At 55.8% G+C, this 18413-nt stretch carries 16 protein-coding genes and 1 pseudogene; 5 read left to right on the forward strand and 12 right to left on the reverse strand.

Annotated elements, in window-relative coordinates:
* Positions 1-79: 79 nt before the first annotated feature.
* Genes HYI44_RS05825 through mnmG form a run of 4 tightly spaced genes read right to left on the reverse strand, consistent with a single transcriptional unit; the run spans position 80 to position 4317 of the window.
* Entirely contained in the window at positions 80-952 is an 873-nt protein-coding gene (locus tag HYI44_RS05825; RefSeq protein ID WP_225568934.1) for a ParB/RepB/Spo0J family partition protein, read from the reverse strand.
* Between the two features lie 9 nt (positions 953-961).
* Entirely contained in the window at positions 962-1759 is a 798-nt protein-coding gene (locus HYI44_RS05830; RefSeq protein ID WP_007934331.1) for a ParA family protein, read from the reverse strand.
* Positions 1760-1777: 18 nt separating this feature from the next.
* Entirely contained in the window at positions 1778-2422 is a 645-nt protein-coding gene (gene rsmG / locus HYI44_RS05835) for a 16S rRNA (guanine(527)-N(7))-methyltransferase RsmG (RefSeq protein ID WP_225568935.1), read from the reverse strand.
* Complete coding sequence (gene mnmG / locus HYI44_RS05840; protein ID WP_225568936.1) at positions 2419-4317, reverse strand: tRNA uridine-5-carboxymethylaminomethyl(34) synthesis enzyme MnmG; 1899 nt, start codon at positions 4315-4317, stop codon at positions 2419-2421. The genes rsmG and mnmG overlap by 4 nt, the downstream gene beginning before the upstream one ends.
* 801 nt (positions 4318-5118) lie before the next feature.
* Here mnmG and HYI44_RS05845 point away from each other — a divergent pair.
* A pseudogene (locus HYI44_RS05845) lies at positions 5119-5418 on the forward strand (Tn3 family transposase); the annotation flags it as partial.
* Between the two features lie 315 nt (positions 5419-5733).
* On the opposite strand, the gene HYI44_RS05850 reads toward HYI44_RS05845, so the two are convergent.
* The 8 genes from HYI44_RS05850 to rpmH form a co-directional block, all read right to left on the reverse strand.
* A complete protein-coding gene (locus HYI44_RS05850) occupies positions 5734-6456 on the reverse strand; it encodes a DUF4225 domain-containing protein (RefSeq protein ID WP_225568937.1) in 723 nt (240 codons plus the stop codon).
* Positions 6453-6938 (reverse strand): Hcp family type VI secretion system effector, encoded by a 486-nt coding sequence (locus tag HYI44_RS05855; RefSeq protein ID WP_225568938.1) that lies wholly within the window; start codon positions 6936-6938, stop codon positions 6453-6455. The genes HYI44_RS05850 and HYI44_RS05855 overlap by 4 nt, the downstream gene beginning before the upstream one ends.
* 363 nt (positions 6939-7301) lie before the next feature.
* Positions 7302-7610: a transposase gene (locus HYI44_RS29360; protein WP_225568939.1), complete on the reverse strand. Its 309-nt coding sequence runs from the start codon at positions 7608-7610 to the stop codon at positions 7302-7304.
* Positions 7564-8934: a tRNA uridine-5-carboxymethylaminomethyl(34) synthesis GTPase MnmE gene (gene mnmE / locus HYI44_RS05865; protein WP_225568940.1), complete on the reverse strand. Its 1371-nt coding sequence runs from the start codon at positions 8932-8934 to the stop codon at positions 7564-7566. Before mnmE ends, HYI44_RS29360 begins: the two co-directional genes overlap by 47 nt.
* A gap of 79 nt (positions 8935-9013) precedes the next feature.
* A complete protein-coding gene (gene yidC / locus HYI44_RS05870) occupies positions 9014-10699 on the reverse strand; it encodes a membrane protein insertase YidC (protein WP_122840916.1) in 1686 nt (561 codons plus the stop codon).
* A 2-nt stretch (positions 10700-10701) separates the two neighbouring features.
* Positions 10702-10947: a membrane protein insertion efficiency factor YidD gene (gene yidD / locus HYI44_RS05875; protein WP_052966011.1), complete on the reverse strand. Its 246-nt coding sequence runs from the start codon at positions 10945-10947 to the stop codon at positions 10702-10704.
* Positions 10940-11341, reverse strand: a complete 402-nt coding sequence (gene rnpA, locus HYI44_RS05880; RefSeq protein WP_045061255.1) for a ribonuclease P protein component — start codon at positions 11339-11341, stop codon at positions 10940-10942. Before rnpA ends, yidD begins: the two co-directional genes overlap by 8 nt.
* Before the next feature lie 16 nt (positions 11342-11357).
* A complete protein-coding gene (rpmH, locus tag HYI44_RS05885; protein WP_003213577.1) occupies positions 11358-11492 on the reverse strand; it encodes a 50S ribosomal protein L34 in 135 nt (44 codons plus the stop codon).
* Positions 11493-12058: 566 nt separating this feature from the next.
* Between rpmH and dnaA the strand changes: the two genes are divergently transcribed.
* From dnaA to gyrB, 4 genes are read left to right on the forward strand one after another with little or no spacing between them, the layout of a single operon-like run.
* Positions 12059-13576 (forward strand): chromosomal replication initiator protein DnaA, encoded by a 1518-nt coding sequence (gene dnaA, locus HYI44_RS05890; protein ID WP_225568941.1) that lies wholly within the window; start codon positions 12059-12061, stop codon positions 13574-13576.
* Between the two features lie 38 nt (positions 13577-13614).
* The gene (dnaN, locus tag HYI44_RS05895; RefSeq protein WP_007948106.1) at positions 13615-14718 is read left to right on the forward strand and encodes a DNA polymerase III subunit beta; all 1104 of its coding nucleotides are present in this window, start codon (positions 13615-13617) and stop codon (positions 14716-14718) included.
* Between the two features lie 20 nt (positions 14719-14738).
* A complete protein-coding gene (gene recF / locus HYI44_RS05900) occupies positions 14739-15842 on the forward strand; it encodes a DNA replication/repair protein RecF (protein WP_225568942.1) in 1104 nt (367 codons plus the stop codon).
* Positions 15843-15847: 5 nt separating this feature from the next.
* Positions 15848-18265: a DNA topoisomerase (ATP-hydrolyzing) subunit B gene (gyrB, locus tag HYI44_RS05905; protein ID WP_122841277.1), complete on the forward strand. Its 2418-nt coding sequence runs from the start codon at positions 15848-15850 to the stop codon at positions 18263-18265.
* Positions 18266-18413: the final 148 nt, after the last annotated feature.

Below are 18413 nucleotides of genomic sequence, written 5' to 3' on the forward strand. Positions count from 1 at the left end.
CGCAGAGTATAGGGGCGGTTCAGCCCCTATTCAACTGTCAGGTAGTGATTTCCGACTGCTCGCTACATGAGGAAATGTTTCAGCGAATGTGTGCAAGGACACCCTGGAGCTCATCCAGAGAGTTGTAGCCAATCACCAACTGGCCCTTGCCCTTCTTTCCGTGCCTGATCTGCACCGCAGAGCCCAGGCGCTCGGCCAGGCGCTGCTCGAGCCTGGCGATATCCGGGTCTGGTTTAGCCGGTTCAACAGGCTCCGGTTTGCCGTTCAACCACTGCCGAACCAGTGCCTCGGTTTGGCGCACGGTCAGCCCCCGTGCGACAACATGTCGCGCCCCTTCAACCTGCTGATTCTCCGGTAAACCGAGCAACGCACGAGCGTGGCCCATTTCCAGATCCCCATGGGACAGCATGGTCTTGATTACTTCGGGCAACGCGATCAAGCGTAGCAGGTTGGCTACGGTCACGCGGGATTTACCCACCGCTTCTGCCACCTGCTGCTGGGTCAGCTGGAATTCATGCTGCAAACGCTGCAGGGCCACCGCCTCCTCGACAGGATTCAGGTCTTCGCGCTGGATGTTCTCGATCAGCGCCATGGCGATCGCAGTCTCGTCCGGCACGTCACGCACCATTGCGGGGATCGTTTCCTGGCCAGCCTGCTGGCTCGCACGCCAACGACGCTCGCCGGCAATGATTTCAAAACGCCCGCCGCCGATTGGACGAACCACAATCGGTTGCATCACGCCCTGGGCCTTGATGGACTGCGCCAGCTCCTCCAGCGCCTGGGGATCCATGTCCCGGCGCGGCTGATACTTGCCCCGCTGGATCAGGTCCAGCGGCAGGTGCTGCAGTTCGCGCTGATCAGCCTGGACCGCCTGCTCTTCCAGCGAACTGACGGTAGGACCGCTCAGCAGTGCATCCAGTCCACGTCCGAGACCTCGTTTCTTGACGGCCATGGGGATTCCTTAAGTTGCCTGAGCAGCGGCTGTACGTGAATTTTTGCGTTGGCGACGAACCATCTCGCCCGCCAAAGCCAGGTAGGCAATGGCGCCCCGCGATGATTTGTCGTACGCCAGCGCCGGCATGCCGTAACTCGGCGCTTCAGCCAAGCGGATGTTGCGCGGAATGACGGTGTCGTAGAGCTGATCGCCAAAATGCTCCTTGAGCTGCGCCGACACGTCGTTCATCAGGCTCAGTCGCGGGTCGTACATGGTCCGCAGCAGGCCTTCGACCTTCAGGTTCGGATTAAGCAGCTCGGCGATGCGCTTGATGTTATCCACAAGGTCGCTCAGGCCTTCGAGTGCGAAATATTCACACTGCATGGGGATAATTACCCCGTCAGCGGCAACCAGGGCGTTGAGCGTGAGCATCGACAGCGAAGGTGGGCAGTCGATCAAAATGTAATCGTAGTTCTCGCGGATAGGCGCCAGCGCGCTGCGCAGACGACTCTCCTTCATCTGCATTTCCAGCAGAACCACTTCGGCCGCAGTCAGGTCACGGTTGGCCGGCAGCAGTTGGTAACCACCGTGCTCGGAGTAGTGCATGGCCTGAGCCAGGTCACACTCACCGATCAACAGGTCGTAGACCGAATTTTCCAGGCCGTGCTTGTCCACACCGCTACCCATGGTGGCGTTGCCCTGTGGATCTAGATCGATCAACAGCACCCGACGCTTGGTAGCGACCAGGGATGCTGCGAGGTTGATGCAGGTGGTGGTTTTACCCACACCACCTTTCTGGTTCGCAATCGCGAATACCTTAGCCATTCTTGCTTTTGTTCCCAATCATGCCGTGCGGCGCAGTATCAGCAGATGGCGTTGGCCTTGGCAACCAGGTACGGCCAGGGCGTGTTCGCTATCGAGGTGGAAGTCTGCCGGCAATGCTACCAGCTCATCGGCCGGATGAACGCCCTTCATTGCCAGCCAACGTGTGTTGCTGTTGCCGAGGTGGCGAGTCCAGTTGCTGAAGTTTTCCATGCTGCTGAAAGCCCGGGAGATGATCCCGTTGAATGGCTCGGCAGGCTGGAAGGCTTCGACGCGACTGTGGATAACTTGCAGGTTGTCCAGTTTCAGCTCGAGTTTGACCTGGGTCAGGAACCGGGTTTTCTTGCCGTTGCTGTCGAGGCAGGTCACTTGCGACTGCGGAAACAGGATGGCCAACGGGATGCCGGGCATCCCGCCGCCGCTGCCGACGTCGAGCCAGCGACCGTCTTGGACGAAAGACATCACGCTCAAACTGTCGAGCAGGTGGCGGGAAACCATTTCATCCGGATCTCGGACGGCGGTCAGGTTGTAGGCCTTGTTCCATTTGATCAACAGGGCGAGATAACCCAGCAGCTGTGCGTGCTGGGTCTCGGTCAGTGTGACACCGAGCTGGCGCGCACCTGTGGATAACTCTTCGGCATGTTGCGAGGTGACCAACGAACTCAAGCGCTTTGCTCCAACTGACGGCCCGCGCCGCGTTTTTTCAAATGAATCATCAACAGCGAAATGGCTGCCGGGGTAACGCCGGGAATACGTGAAGCCTGGCCAAGTGTCTCAGGACGGGTCGCACCGAGTTTGCTCTGGATCTCCTTGGAGAGACCGGAGATATTCGTGTAATCGATATCCACAGGCAATTTGGTGTCTTCGCTGGCCCGCAGACGAGCAATTTCGTCCTGCTGCCGGTCGATGTAGCCGGCGTACTTGGTCTTGATCTCGACCTGCTCGGCAACCTGCGGATCTTCTGCACCCCCACCGGTCACGGCGATCAGGCCAGCGTAGTCGATTTCCGGACGGCTCAGCAGGTTGAGCAAATTGTATTCGTGAGTCAGCGGGGTGCCGAATTTCTCGGAAATGGCATCGCCCTGCTCGGTACCCGGGCGCACCCAGGTACTTTTCAAACGTTGTTCTTCCAGCGCAATGCTTTCGCGTTTGGTGCAGAACGCCGCCCAGCGGGCGTCGTCCACCAGTCCCAGCTCGCGACCTTTTTCGGTCAGGCGCAGGTCGGCGTTGTCTTCGCGCAGGATCAGGCGGTACTCCGCACGGGAGGTAAACATCCGGTACGGTTCCTGAGTACCCAGGGTAATCAGGTCGTCGACCAGTACTCCAATGTACGCCTCGTCGCGGCGCGGGCACCAGGCATCTTTGCCTTGTGCACGCAGTGCAGCGTTGGCTCCGGCCAGCAAACCCTGGGCGCCGGCTTCTTCGTAACCGGTGGTGCCGTTGATTTGCCCGGCAAAAAACAGGCCGGCGATTACTTTGGTTTCCAGGCTGTACTTCAGGTCGCGGGGATCGAAATAGTCGTATTCGATCGCATAACCCGGGCGAACAATGTGCGCGTTTTCCATGCCGCGGATCGACTGCACGATTTGTAATTGCACGTCGAACGGCAACGAAGTGGAAATCCCGTTGGGATACAGCTCGTTGGTGGTCAAACCTTCAGGTTCGATGAATACCTGATGGCTTTCCTTGTCGGCAAAGCGATGGATCTTGTCTTCGATCGATGGGCAATAACGCGGCCCGATGCCCTCGATCATCCCGGCAGCCGAGTACATCGGCGACCGATCAAGGTTGGCGGCAATGATTTCGTGGGTGCGGGCGTTGGTATGGGTAATCCAGCAGCTCACCTGCCGCGGGTGCTGCTCCTTGGAGCCCATGAACGACATCACCGGAATCGGGGTATCGCCGGCTTGCTCGGTCATCTTCGAAAAATCGACTGAGCGGCTGTCGATGCGCGGCGGCGTTCCGGTTTTCAGGCGTCCCACCCGCAGCGGCAACTCACGCAGACGTTGAGCCAGGGCGATTGAGGGCGGATCACCGGCACGACCGCCGGAAAAATTCTGCATGCCGATGTGGATAAGTCCACCCAGGAAGGTGCCGGTGGTCAGTACCACCGAATCTGCCAGAAAGCGCAGGCCCATTTGGGTAACGACACCACGCACCTGATCCTGCTCGACGATGACGTCATCGGCCGCTTGTTGAAATATCCACAGGTTCGGCTGGTTTTCCAGGATTTCGCGGACAGCTGCCTTGTACAGAACCCGATCGGCTTGAGCGCGAGTTGCACGCACGGCCGGGCCTTTGCGGCTGTTCAACACGCGAAACTGAATGCCGCCTTTGTCAGTAGCCATGGCCATCGCGCCGCCCAGGGCGTCAATTTCCTTGACCAGGTGACTTTTGCCAATGCCGCCAATAGCGGGATTGCAGCTCATGGCACCGAGGGTTTCCACGTTATGCGTCAGCAACAGGGTTTTTGCCCCCATACGTGCTGAGGCCAGTGCTGCCTCGGTACCGGCATGACCGCCGCCGATGACGATCACTTCAAAACGGGAAGGGAAATCCACCACGCACCTCGTGCCTGCTTTCAGTTGGGTAATCAGGAATAGTTTGAGCTCAGGTTTCTGGACCTGGTCGACAAGTATAGGGACTTCGCCGTTCCTAAAGAACCCTTTGCACAAAATTTAACCAGCTGTGGAGAAGTCAGGGTTATAGAAATTAAAAAGAGAGAAATTTATTAAATCTTTGTTTTTATGTTTATTTCTACTGAGGCACCTTTCTGTGGACAGATCTCTACAGGCCTTTATATTCAATATGTACAGAGATTCAAAACCCTGTGTTCATGTGCCAATGAGTCCTTGGGATAACCGCTTTAAGCCTGTGGATTAAAGTGGTTGTTATCCACAGGGGCGGTTATGTTCAGTTTTCGAGCCCTGTTATCAACTGCCCTTAGTGGCAGTTATTCACAGGGCTTAATCCACAGTTTTTCCGGATTTACAAAAAAAGCAGGCGCAGAAATTCCTCCCGCGAAACTTTTGGTCTAGCGCAGGAATGGAGATCAGCAAATCCTAGGGGAAGAGTTTAGCTTCGCAGGCTTCAAGGATCTGGCTGGACGCTCTGACTCCTGGCCCAAGTCGTCGGCAGATGCTCAAGCTCTCGCTGTGAGTCGCCGCAATAGTCGCTTCGGCTTCAGTCCGGCTGGCAAGGGAGTAGCGGCTAGTCTGGACTGGTTGCAACTGAACCTGCCTCGCAGGAAGCCGGAGGATGATGCGCCGCAGGAGATCGTGGCCAAGGCTGGGCAGAGGCACATCACCCGCGAAGATGGCTCCCTCGACATGGGCGCCTATGTATCCTGCACGCTCGATGCCGTGGCCGAACTGATGCCGCGTGTCGATCTGCCGGAAATTTTATTGGAAATCGCTGCCCGTACAGGATTCTCCGTAGCCTTCACTCACGTGTCCGAACGCAATGCACGAGGTGATAACTTGGTGACAAGCCTGTGTGCGGTGCTTTTTGGGGGGGCCTGCAACATCGGCCTGGAGCCATTGATCCGCAACAACAACCAAGCGCTGCGCCGTGACCGGCTGTCCTGGGTGAGCCAGAACTATCTCCGTGACGACACCCTGTCAGCAGCCAATGCCATTTTGGTGGCTGCGCAGAGCCAACTGGTTTACTTTCGTGAAAACCAGCGTCTTGGATTGTCTTTAGTCGGGAGACAAAACGTTTGAAGCAGGGCACTTATAAAAGCGATCCATCGAATTATATAATCACTTCCAAAAACATCTTTGGATGGTAGATATAAAAAAATATAACCATAGCGAGCTACGCTGAGTTGATTTGCCCCCCAAAGTATAAGCAATGTAAAAAAAAACCAAAACCTCCCATGCGTAAGGCTGTCCCCTGAAATTCTTCTTGAGATCGAGTAGAAAGCCAAGAAGGCTGCCAGAGATGTAAGTGAATATAATGCCGCTATAAGTAATGGGTTAATTGTCACGGCTTTTGGCCTCCAGATACATGGAGCTTACTGTTGCAGTATCGGAAACAACTTCAAGTGTTAATGCAGCCTTGGTTGAATTTTCATATCCGCGAACATAATCAGTGCGCACATATCTAAATAAACGCCACGCATCTGGTTTTAATATCAGTCTGCCAACACCGTATGCGGAAAGCCCCAAGTCAACGGATCCATAAGCCATATCCCCTTCAAAGGCTCCTCCGCCCATCATTTTTGCAGCCTCTTGGTAACCCTTCCTAACAGGCCCCTGTATATCTGAGCGACCTTCCCACAAGTTTCGCCCGTTTTCATACGCATTGTTGGCCCCATGAGCCATCAGAGGGGCCCCAGCGAAAAGGCACAGCGTACCGGCTGATCCGTAGCATATCCCAGCACCTGCTGCGAATTGAAGGGCTCCGGCGATTGCTCCCACGCCTTTTTGAGCCACCTCTAGTGACTGGCTCAGCAGGCTGTTCTGTTCGTTCCTGAGGTCGTTTAGACCCTGCTCAGGACTTTTTTTACCCTGCTCGACATCATTAACAATGCTTCTCGCGTAATAAGCAACTTCGCGGTTGAATTGCAAGCGCAGCGTGCCGTCTCTGATGTGTCTAGCCCCTAATGTGCTGGCTTGACTTCCGAGTTTTCTAGCGGCGTCACTGACCATCCAGTAGTCACAGCTACCAGGCATGCAACTTTCGCTTGTTGGTTTCATTCGTTATTTCCCCACGTACTATATCCGCTGGTGCCAGCAGAGTGGTGGGTCCAAGTGATATCTCGGTAACGGATGGCGACATGTTCTTGCGGTTCGGCGTCGTGCTGCAAAATAGCGTGAGGCATCTCGAGTGTCAGGTCAGCAATAATTCCACCATTGATCGAGATAGAATAGAATTTCTCCTGCATGCCAAAGGAAGACACGCGGTAAAAACTGATGGTGCAGTTTATTTCTTCTCTACTTGAGAGCGCTTGAGCCAGGAGCGGCGAGGATTTATCAACGTTTTTGGTTATGATAACTGGATGATGTGTTGGTTTATTAATATTTCCGACATTGGCCATATTGTGGCTGTAAGACAGCACCATGATTTCGTCGGTACGCGCTGTCTGACACTTGTTTCCAATAGAGTCTTGGGTTGAACAACCCGCTGAAATCAGTCCTTGAGCCTTGCCGGTGATCGTCATGTAACCGTGGTTAGCCATACGTGACACTCCTTTTAGTCAGCCGGACATCGTATTAGAAGGGTTTCAGGCAGGATGTAGGGCATTTCTGAAAAGACATACGAAATATGTCGCGATTAGGTCCGGCGACTCGATAAAAGACCTGGACAGGTAAGCATGCGGGCAGGTAGCGAAACCAGAATATCCGAGCTTAAGTGCTCCTTTCTGTTCCGCTGCTCCCCCATTAATCGATCCCGCCCCATTTGGCCCCAACGCGATCGATATGGGGCAAAGCCTCTAAGTATTGCCTGGATTTCGCAGTGGCGGCCCTAGCTTCGCGATGCGAAATTGTACCGCGGCAATATATTAGAGCGCTCGAATCAGCGGCGATAAACGAGCCAGATCTCAGTCTAGCACTGGGTAGCCGTGCGGTTTTAACCGTTCCACGGCTGCCGCTATGTAGAGAGTGTTCCACAGCATAATGTTGTTCGCCATCAAGCATATGGCATCGGCTTGATACTCCTGGCGTTCGCTGTCCCATTCGCGATGGGAGGAAGGCTTTAAACGAATCTCATGGAGCTGTGTCCGCACGAAGCGATCCAAATTCGAACCGGTAAATAATTTTTTCAAAAAAGTGGCTGTGGATAAGTTATCCGCAGCCCTTTTTTTATTTGCCGATACAAAAACTCGAAAATATCCGCCCCAGTAAATCATCGGAGCTGAACGCACCGGTGATTTCTCCCAGGGAATGCTGCGCCTGTCGCAGATCCTCGGCCAGCAACTCCCCGGCACCTGCCAGTGTCAGTTGCGCGCGGCCGTGCTCGAGGGATGCGCTGGCATGGCGTAACGCCTCAAGGTGGCGTCGACGGGCACTGAAGCTGCTTTCAGAAGTTTGCTCGTAGCCCATGCACGCCTTGAGGTGATCTCGCAGCAGTTCCAGGCCGGCGCCGGCGGACTTTGCACTCAGGCTGATAGTGACATGGCCATCCTCGCTGACTTCCAGTGCAATGGCTTCGCCTGTCAGGTCAGCCTTGTTGCGGATCAATGTGACCTTGGCCGGGTCCGGGCGCACTTCGAGGAATTCGGGCCATAAGGCAAACGGATCAAGCGCTTCCGGTGCGGTGGCATCGACTACCAGCAGCACCCGATCCGCTTCGCTAATGGCCTTCAACGCCCTTTCCACTCCGATTTTCTCCACATGATCATCGGTATCCCGCAGACCGGCCGTATCGACTACATGAAGCGGCATGCCATCGATGTGGATATGTTCGCGAAGAATGTCCCGGGTAGTACCGGCAATCTCGGTGACAATCGCAGCCTCGCGACCCGCCAGGGCATTCAGCAGGCTGGATTTACCGGCATTCGGTCGACCGGCAATGACTACGGTCATGCCGTCGCGCAGCAAGGCACCCTGCCCGGCCTCACGCAGTACTGTGGATAACTCGTCTCGCACTTTGTCGAGCATGCTCAGGACATGGCCATCGGCGAGGAAGTCGATTTCCTCCTCCGGGAAGTCGATGGCCGCTTCAACGTAGATCCGCAGGCCAATCAACTGCTCGGTTAGGTTATGCACCCGCTGGGAAAAAGCTCCCTGCAGGGAACGCAGCGCATTTCGCGCTGCCTGTGCGGAACTGGCTTCGATCAGGTCAGCGATAGCTTCGGCCTGGGCCAGATCGAGTTTGTCGTTGAGGAATGCCCGTTCGCTGAACTCGCCCGGGCGAGCCAGACGACACCCCAGTTCCAGGCAGCGCTTGAGCAACATGTCCAGGACGACCGGGCCGCCGTGGCCCTGAAGTTCCAGCACATCCTCGCCGGTGAACGAATTCGGGCCCGGGAAATACAGGGCCAGTCCCTGGTCCAGCACCTCTTCGTTGCCGTCGAGGAAAGGTCCGTAGTGGGCATATCGGGGTTTCAGTTCGCGGCCGCTGAAGGCTTTGGCAGCAACATTGGCCAGTGGCCCCGAAATGCGCACGATGCCCACGCCACCGCGACCTTGTGCAGTTGCGACAGCGGCGATGGTTTCACGAGGAACGCTCATAAACCGATATCCAGACAAAAATGACAGATAGCAAAACGCCCCACTAGGGGGCGTTCTGAGTGGTTATCCACAGTGTAAATCAGGCAGCTGCTTTAGTAGCCGCTTCGACTTTACGCGTGATGTACCACTGTTGGGCGATGGACAGGCAGTTGTTGACTACCCAATACAGCACCAGACCAGCCGGGAACCACAGGAAGAAGAAGGTGAAGATGATTGGCATCAGCTTCATCACCTTGGCCTGCATCGGATCCGGTGGAGTCGGGTTCAACTGCTGCTGGATGAACATGGTTGCGCCCATGATGATCGGCAGAATGAAGAACGGATCCTTGATGGACAGGTCAGTAATCCACAGCATGAACGGCGCCTGGCGCATTTCCACGCTTTCCAGCAGAACCCAGTACAGGGAAAGGAAAACCGGCATCTGCACGAGGATTGGCAAGCAACCACCCAGCGGATTGATCTTCTCTTTCTTGTACAGCTCCATCATGGCTTGCGACATTTTCTGCCGGTCGTCGCCATGTTGCTCTTTCAGCGCGGCCAGTTTCGGTGCCACTGCACGCATACGTGCCATGGATTTGTAGCTGGCAGCCGAAAGTGGAAAGAAGATCCCCTTGATCAGCATGGTCAGGAAGATAATCGACCAACCCCAGTTACCGACCAACGCGTGGATATGTTGCAACAGCCAGAAAATTGGCTGGGCAATGAACCACAGGATGCCGTAGTCGACGGTCAGTTCCAGGCCTGGGGACAACTCTTTCAGCACAGCCTGGCTTTTCGGACCTGCGTAGAGAACCGCACTGGTTTCAGCTTTGGCACCTGGCGCAACAGTAATTGCCGGACCGGTGAAGCCGATGATGTAGTTGCCTTTGCTGTCTTTACGGGTCTGAACGACGTTGTTTTCGCCTTTCGCCGGAATCCAAGCTGTTACGAAGTAATGCTGCAACCAGGCAACCCAACCACCACTGACTGTTTCCTTCAGCTGGGCCTTGTCCATGTCTTTCATGGACACTTTCTTGTACGGCTCGTTACTTGTCCACAGGGCAGCGCCCAGATAAGTGGCAGTACCGGTGGCCGTAGTCGAGGATGGGTCACCGCTGGCGTCACGCTTGAGTTGGGCAAACATCGCGCCAGACCAGGGTTGAGCGCTCTCGTTGTCGATCAGATACGAAACGGTTACGTCATACAGGCCACGTTTCACGGTGAAACGCTTGATGTAATTGACGCCGTCCTTGCTGAACTTCAGGTCCACGACCATTTGGTCCTGGCCATCAGCCAGCTGGTAAACCTTCTTCTCCGAGGAGTAAACCGGACGACCGGCCGGGTTCGCGTCCGGACCGTTGGTGCCGATCAAACCACTTTGAGCCAGATAAGTGCGCTCATTGCCGTTGTCGAACAACTGGAACGGAATTTCCGGATGGTCCTGGCGACGTGGATACAGCGGCAGTGTCAGTTGGGCAACGTCACCACCCTGTGGATCGACTGCCAGGTCGAGCACATCCGTTTTGATGCGGATGAGGTCTTTGCTTGCCGCTACCGGAGTTTCAGCAGGAGCAGTTGCACTGGTATCGCTTGGGGCGCGCGGAATGTCGTCACTGACAGAAGCATTATTGCCAGTCGCCGTATCCGGTAGGCCCGGTGCGGTAGTACTGGAAGCAACATTCTGAGTCGGCAGGGCAGTTTGACCGTAGTCCTGGTTCCATTTAAGGACCATAACGTAGGCCACGATTGCCAGGGCGACGATCAGGATCGTGCGTTTGATATCCATGATTACTCGGCCATCGAAGAAGAACGGGAGGTAGGGATAGATGGAACCGGGTCATAACCACCGGGATTCCACGGATGACAGCGACCTAAACGACGAAAGGTCAGCCAGCCACCGCGCAGAAGGCCATGATTTTCTATGGCTTCATACGCGTAGCAGGAACAACTGGGGTAGAAGCGACAGTGACTGGCCATCAGAGGACTAATGGCATAGCGATAAAACTGGATCGGAACGAGTGCCAGTTTACGCATCGGGACTGTCTACCCCTACAGTTTCGGTTTTGACTGCTGGTACTGGCGTGCTGCGTGCCAGACGCTTCCAGAGTTTGCCGAAATGCTGAATCAATTCGGGGTTTTCTACGTCACCCAAACCTTTGCGCGCGACGATAACAATGTCCCAACCGACCAGTGATTCCTGGTGCAGACGGAACGATTCGCGCATCAGACGTTTGAGGCGATTGCGCTCGACGGAGAGCTTTACGCTCTTTTTCCCGATAACCAGCCCGAGACGGGGGTGATCAAGATCGTTATTGCGCGCAAGGAGCAGGAGATTTTTCCCCGGAACCTTGCCGGTAGGGGAGTCAAAGACTGCCTTGAAATGCCGGGGGGTAAGCAAACGCTTCTCCCGACTGAAGTCCTGACTCACCTCCAGTGCCGGATTATCAAACTGCCAGACGCGCACGACCTTTGGCGCGACGACGCGACAGGACGGCGCGACCGTTTTTGGTAGCCATGCGAGCACGGAAACCGTGGGTACGAGCGCGTTTGATAGTGCTTGGTTGGAAAGTACGTTTCATTGTCGTGTTACCTGGTTCGTCCACAACGGGCCGGAATGGCCCCCGTTTTAAGAGACCGGGGATTCTAGAGAAAGCAAGCCTCTAGGTCAATTTCCAACCAGCGTTTCCTTATAAATAGATCTGCTGGCGATTCCCGGTGCCTGACCAACCTGTAGATATAGAAATAAAGAAGGAAAGTATTTAAAGCTTTTTTGTAAAGCTTATAAAAGCTAGGCAGGCACTTTTCTGTGGATAACTGCCTTGGGGCCAGGTAAAACGCGGTGTACAGAGAATGACAACTACCGTGGTAAACGGTGGTCAGCCTGTGCTGCGCTGTCGGATAAGCTGTGGGTGAAAGGCATGTTTATCCACAGGTAGGTTATCCACCGAGTTTCCCCCCTACTTGTGCAATGACCTTAACCCCGGTTATCCACAGAGCTTATGCACAGACCATTGGTCGCCTTTTTTCCCTATAAAGCGTTGATTCTTCTTGGTGGATGAACAACCTTCGTGTGGATAAGTCGGCGCCTGATCGTTACAATGGCCGCTTGTTTTTGCCTCACCGGCTTTCAACTTAGGGGATATCCGTGTCAGTGGAACTTTGGCAGCAGTGCGTGGAGCTTTTGCGCGATGAGCTGCCTGCCCAACAATTCAACACTTGGATCCGTCCACTACAGGTCGAAGCCGAAGGCGACGAGCTGCGTGTCTACGCGCCGAATCGTTTTGTTCTCGACTGGGTCAACGAAAAGTATCTGAGTCGTGTTCTTGAGCTGCTGGATGAGCATGGCAATGGCTCGATGCCGGCGCTGTCCTTATTAATAGGCAGCAAACGCAGTTCGGCGCCGCGGGCGGCACCCAATGCTCCGCTGGCCGCCGCCGCTTCCCAGGCTCAGGCCGCACAGGCTCCGGTGAGTGCACCAGCGCCAGCTGCCCCGCAGCAGACCAAACGCTCGACGCAAAAAATTGCCGATGTCAGCGAAGAACCGTCCCGGGACAGTTTCGACCCGATGGCCGGTGCCAGTTCGCAACAGGCCCCGATTCGCGCTGAACAGCGCACGGTGCAGGTCGAAGGTGCGCTCAAGCACACCAGCTACCTGAACCGCACGTTTACCTTCGAGAACTTCGTCGAGGGCAAGTCCAACCAACTCGCTCGCGCTGCGGCCTGGCAGGTTGCGGACAACCCCAAGCATGGCTACAACCCGCTCTTCCTTTATGGTGGCGTTGGCTTGGGTAAGACCCACTTGATGCACGCTGTGGGTAACCACCTGTTAAAGAAGAATCCGAATGCGAAGGTCGTGTACCTGCATTCCGAGCGTTTCGTGGCCGACATGGTCAAGGCGTTGCAGCTGAATGCGATCAACGAATTCAAGCGCTTTTACCGTTCGGTGGATGCGCTGTTGATCGATGACATTCAATTCTTCGCCCGCAAGGAACGTTCTCAGGAAGAGTTTTTCCACACCTTCAACGCTTTGCTCGAAGGTGGCCAGCAGGTCATTCTCACCAGTGACCGCTATCCGAAAGAAATCGAAGGCCTTGAAGAACGCCTGAAATCCCGTTTCGGCTGGGGCCTGACGGTTGCAGTCGAACCGCCGGAACTGGAAACCCGTGTCGCGATCCTGATGAAGAAGGCCGATCAGGCCAAGGTTGATCTGCCACACGACGCGGCGTTCTTCATTGCCCAGCGCATTCGCTCCAACGTGCGAGAACTGGAAGGCGCGCTTAAACGCGTGATCGCCCACTCGCACTTCATGGGGCGCGATATCACCATTGAGTTGATCCGCGAATCCCTGAAGGATCTGTTGGCGCTACAAGACAAACTGGTCTCTGTGGATAACATTCAGCGCACGGTCGCCGAGTACTACAAGATCAAGATCTCCGACCTGCTGTCCAAGCGTCGTTCTCGCTCGGTGGCACGTCCGCGTCAGGTGGCCATGGCATTGTCCAAGGAGCTGACCAACCACAGCCTGCCGGAAATCGGCGATGTGTTTGGCGGCCGTGACCATACGACGGTTTTGCACGCCTGCCGCAAGATCAACGAACTTAAGGAATCCGACGCGGACATCCGCGAGGACTACAAGAACCTGCTGCGTACACTGACCACTTGATGACACCAGCGCAGCTTATTAAGGCAAGGGACTAGACCATGCATTTCACCATTCAACGCGAAGCCCTGTTGAAACCCCTGCAACTGGTCGCAGGCGTCGTCGAACGCCGACAGACCTTGCCGGTGCTTTCCAACGTGCTGCTGGTTGTCGAAGGCCAGCAACTGTCGCTGACCGGTACCGACCTGGAAGTCGAGCTGGTCGGTCGTGTACAGCTCGAAGAGCCAGCAGACCCGGGTTCCATCACTGTGCCTGCGCGCAAGTTGATGGACATCTGCAAGAGCCTGCCGAATGACGCGCTGATTGATATCAAGGTCGACGAGCAAAAGCTCGTGGTGAAGGCCGGTCGTAGCCGCTTTACCCTCTCGACGCTGCCAGCCAATGATTTCCCGACTGTTGAGGAAGGCCCAGGTTCGCTGACGTGCAGCCTGGAGCAAAGCAAGTTGCGTCGTCTGATCGAGCGCACCAGCTTCGCCATGGCCCAGCAAGATGTGCGCTATTACCTCAATGGCATGCTTCTGGAAGTGTCGGCCGGAATCATCCGCGCTGTGGCCACCGACGGCCACCGTCTGGCGATGTGCTCGATGCAGGCGGATATCGGTCAACCGGATCGTCACCAGGTGATCGTGCCACGCAAGGGCATCCTTGAACTGGCGCGTCTTCTCACCGAGCCGGATGGCATCGTCAGCATCGTGTTGGGCCAGCACCACATTCGTGCTACCACAGGTGAGTTCACCTTCACCTCCAAACTGGTAGACGGCAAATTCCCCGATTACGAGCGTGTCCTGCCTAAAGGGGGTGACAAGCTGGTTCTCGGCGATCGTCAGGCACTGCGTGAAGCTTTCAGCCGCACTGCGATTTTGTCCAACGAAAAGTATCGTGGCATCCGCCTGCAGCTGGCCAATGGTCAGCTGAAGATTCAGGCCAACAACCCTGAGCAGGAAGAGGCAGAGGAAGAAGTGGGCGTTGAGTACAACGGGGGCTCGCTGGAAATCGGCTTCAACGTCAGCTATTTGCTCGACGTGCTGGGCGTGATGACCACTGAGCAGGTTCGCCTCATTCTGTCCGACTCCAACAGCAGCGCGCTGGTGCAGGAGTCCGACAACGACGACTCGGCCTACGTTGTCATGCCGATGCGTCTGTAATCATGCTCAGCAGAAGCTAGATGTCATTAAGTCGCGTCTCGGTCACCGCGGTGCGCAATCTGCACCCGGTGACCATCTCCCCCTCCCCTCGAATCAATATTCTCTACGGCGCCAACGGCAGCGGTAAGACCAGCGTGTTGGAAGCCATCCATCTGCTGGGCCTGGCCCGTTCGTTTCGGAGCACCCGGCTGCTCCCCGTTATTCAGTACGAGCAGCTGGCGTGCACCGTATTCGGTCAAGTCGAGCTAGCCGAGGGCGGCCATAGCGCGCTGGGGGTCTCGCGCGACCGTCAGGGTGAGTTCCAGATCCGCATTGATGGACAAAACGCTCGTAGCGCCGCCCAGCTGGCCGAGATCCTCCCTTTGCAGCTGATCAACCCTGACAGCTTCCGCCTGCTCGAAGGCGCGCCGAAGATTCGTCGGCAGTTCCTCGACTGGGGTGTGTTCCACGTGGAACCACGATTCATGTCCACCTGGCAACGGTTGCAGAAGGCCCTGCGCCAGAGAAACTCTTGGCTGCGGCATGGTACACTTGACGCCGTTTCGCAAGCGGTTTGGGACAGGGAACTGTGCCAGGCCAGCGCGGAAATCGATGAATACCGTCGCGCCTATATCAAAGCCCTGAAACCAGTCTTTGAACAAACCCTGAGTGAGTTGGTTGAGCTTGAAGGTTTGACGCTCAGCTATTACAGAGGCTGGGACAAAGACCGCGAACTGAGTGCAGTGCTCGCCGGTTCCGTGCAACGGGATCAGCAAATGGGCCATACCCAGGCCGGACCACAACGCGCTGATTTGCGTCTCAGATTGGGCGCACATAACGCCGCGGACATCTTGTCCCGCGGTCAGCAGAAGCTGGTGGTTTGTGCATTGCGCATTGCCCAGGGGCACTTGGTCAGCCAAGCCCGTCGCGGCCAGTGTATTTATCTGGTGGATGACCTGCCGTCCGAATTGGATGAGCACCACCGCCGCGCGCTTTGCCGCTTGTTGGAAGACTTACGCTGCCAGGTATTTATCACCTGTGTAGATCATGAATTATTGAGGGAAGGCTGGCAGACGGAAACGCCAGTCGCTTTGTTCCACGTGGAACAGGGCCGTATCACCCAGACCCACGACCATCGGGAGTGAAGGCATTGAGCGAAGAAAATACGTACGACTCAACGAGCATTAAAGTGCTGAAAGGCCTGGATGCCGTACGCAAACGTCCCGGTATGTACATTGGTGACACCGACGATGGCAGCGGTCTGCACCACATGGTGTTCGAGGTGGTCGATAACTCGATCGACGAAGCTCTAGCCGGCCACTGCGACGACATCAGCATTATTATTCACCCGGATGAATCCATCACCGTTCGCGACAACGGCCGTGGCATCCCGGTTGACGTGCACAAGGAAGAAGGCGTTTCTGCAGCCGAGGTCATCATGACCGTGCTGCACGCCGGCGGTAAGTTCGACGATAACTCCTACAAGGTATCCGGCGGTCTGCACGGTGTAGGTGTGTCGGTGGTGAACGCTCTGTCCGAAGAGCTTATCCTGACAGTACGACGCAGTGGCAAGATCTGGGAACAGACCTATATCCACGGCGTTCCGAAAGAGCCGATGAAAATCGTTGGCGAGAGTGAAACTACTGGCACCCAGATCCACTTCAAGCCTTCCGACCTGACTTTCAAGAATATCCACTTCAGCTGGGACATCCTGGCCAAGCGGATTCGTGAACTGTCGTTCCTGAACTCCGGTGTTGGCATCGTCCTAAAGGATGAGCGTAGCGGCAAGGAAGAGCTGTTCAAATATGAAGGCGGCCTGCGCGCGTTCGTTGAATACCTGAACACCAACAAGACTGCGGTCAACCAGGTGTTCCACTTCAACATCCAACGTGAAGATGGCATTGGTGTAGAAATCGCCCTGCAGTGGAACGACAGCTTCAACGAGAACCTGTTGTGCTTCACCAACAACATTCCACAGCGCGACGGCGGTACTCACCTGGTGGGTTTCCGTTCGGCGTTGACGCGTAACCTGAACACTTACATCGAAGCCGAGGGCTTGGCGAAGAAGCACAAAGTTGCCACTACAGGTGACGATGCGCGCGAAGGCCTGACCGCGATCATTTCGGTGAAAGTCCCGGATCCGAAATTCAGCTCCCAGACCAAGGACAAGCTGGTTTCTTCCGAAGTGAAGACCGCTGTCGAACAGGAAATGGGCAAGTACTTCTCCGACTTCCTGCTGGAAAACCCGAACGAAGCCAAGCTGGTCGTCGGCAAGATGATCGACGCCGCCCGTGCTCGTGAAGCAGCACGTAAAGCCCGTGAGATGACCCGTCGCAAGGGCGCGCTGGATATCGCCGGCCTGCCGGGCAAACTGGCTGACTGCCAGGAAAAAGACCCTGCCCTTTCCGAACTGTATCTCGTGGAAGGTGACTCTGCTGGCGGCTCCGCCAAGCAGGGACGTAATCGTCGTACCCAGGCCATCCTGCCGTTGAAGGGCAAGATTCTCAACGTTGAGAAAGCCCGCTTTGACAAGATGATCTCTTCGCAGGAAGTAGGCACCTTGATCACGGCGCTCGGCTGCGGCATCGGTCGTGACGAGTACAACATTGAGAAACTGCGTTATCACAACATCATCATCATGACCGATGCTGACGTCGACGGTTCGCACATCCGTACCTTGCTGCTGACCTTCTTCTTCCGTCAGTTGCCCGAGCTGATCGAGCGTGGCTACATCTACATCGCCCAGCCGCCGCTGTACAAGGTCAAGAAAGGCAAGCAAGAGCAGTACATCAAAGACGATGACGCCATGGAAGAATACATGACGCAATCGGCCCTGGAAGATGCCAGCCTGCACCTGAATGAAGAGGCACCGGGTATCTCTGGTGAAGCCCTTGAGCGCCTGGTGAATGATTTCCGCCTGGTGATGAAGACCCTCAAGCGTCTGTCGCGCCTGTATCCTCAGGAGCTGACCGAGCACTTCATCTACCTGCCTGCAGTCAGCATGGAGCAACTGTCCGATCATGCAGCCATGCAGGAGTGGTTGGCCAAGTTCGAAGTTCGCCTGCGTACCGTTGAGAAGTCGGGTCTGGTCTATAAGGCCAGCCTGCGTGAAGACCGTGAACGTAACGTTTGGCTGCCTGAGGTCGAGCTGATCTCCCACGGTTTGTCGAACTACGTGACGTTCAACCGCGACTTCTTCGGCAGCAACGATTACAAGACCGTGGTCTCCCTGGGCGCTCAGTTGAGCACTCTGCTGGACGAAGGCGCGTATATCCAGCGTGGCGAACGCAAGAAGGCCGTCACCGAGTTCAAGGAAGCGCTTGAATGGCTGATGGCCGAAAGCACCAAGCGGCACACCATTCAGCGATACAAAGGTCTGGGCGAGATGAACCCGGATCAGCTGTGGGAAACCACCATGGACCCTGCGCAGCGCCGTATGCTGAAGGTGACCATCGAAGACGCCATTGGCGCGGACCAGATCTTCAACACCCTGATGGGTGATGCGGTCGAGCCTCGCCGTGACTTCATCGAGAGCAATGCCTTGGCGGTTTCGAATCTGGACTTCTGATCCAGTGTAGATAACCCAGCCAGACAAAAAGGCCAACGCTTGCGTTGGCCTTTTTGTTTCGCAAGGTGCTCAGAACCGACGAATTTCGCTCATAAAAAAACCGGCTATATCAGCCGGTTTTTTTACATCCAAAAAAAACTTATGCACC

It is taken from the genome of Pseudomonas sp. Y24-6 (assembly GCF_020295325.1).
Classification (GTDB): Bacteria; Pseudomonadota; Gammaproteobacteria; order Pseudomonadales; family Pseudomonadaceae; genus Aquipseudomonas; species Aquipseudomonas gregormendelii.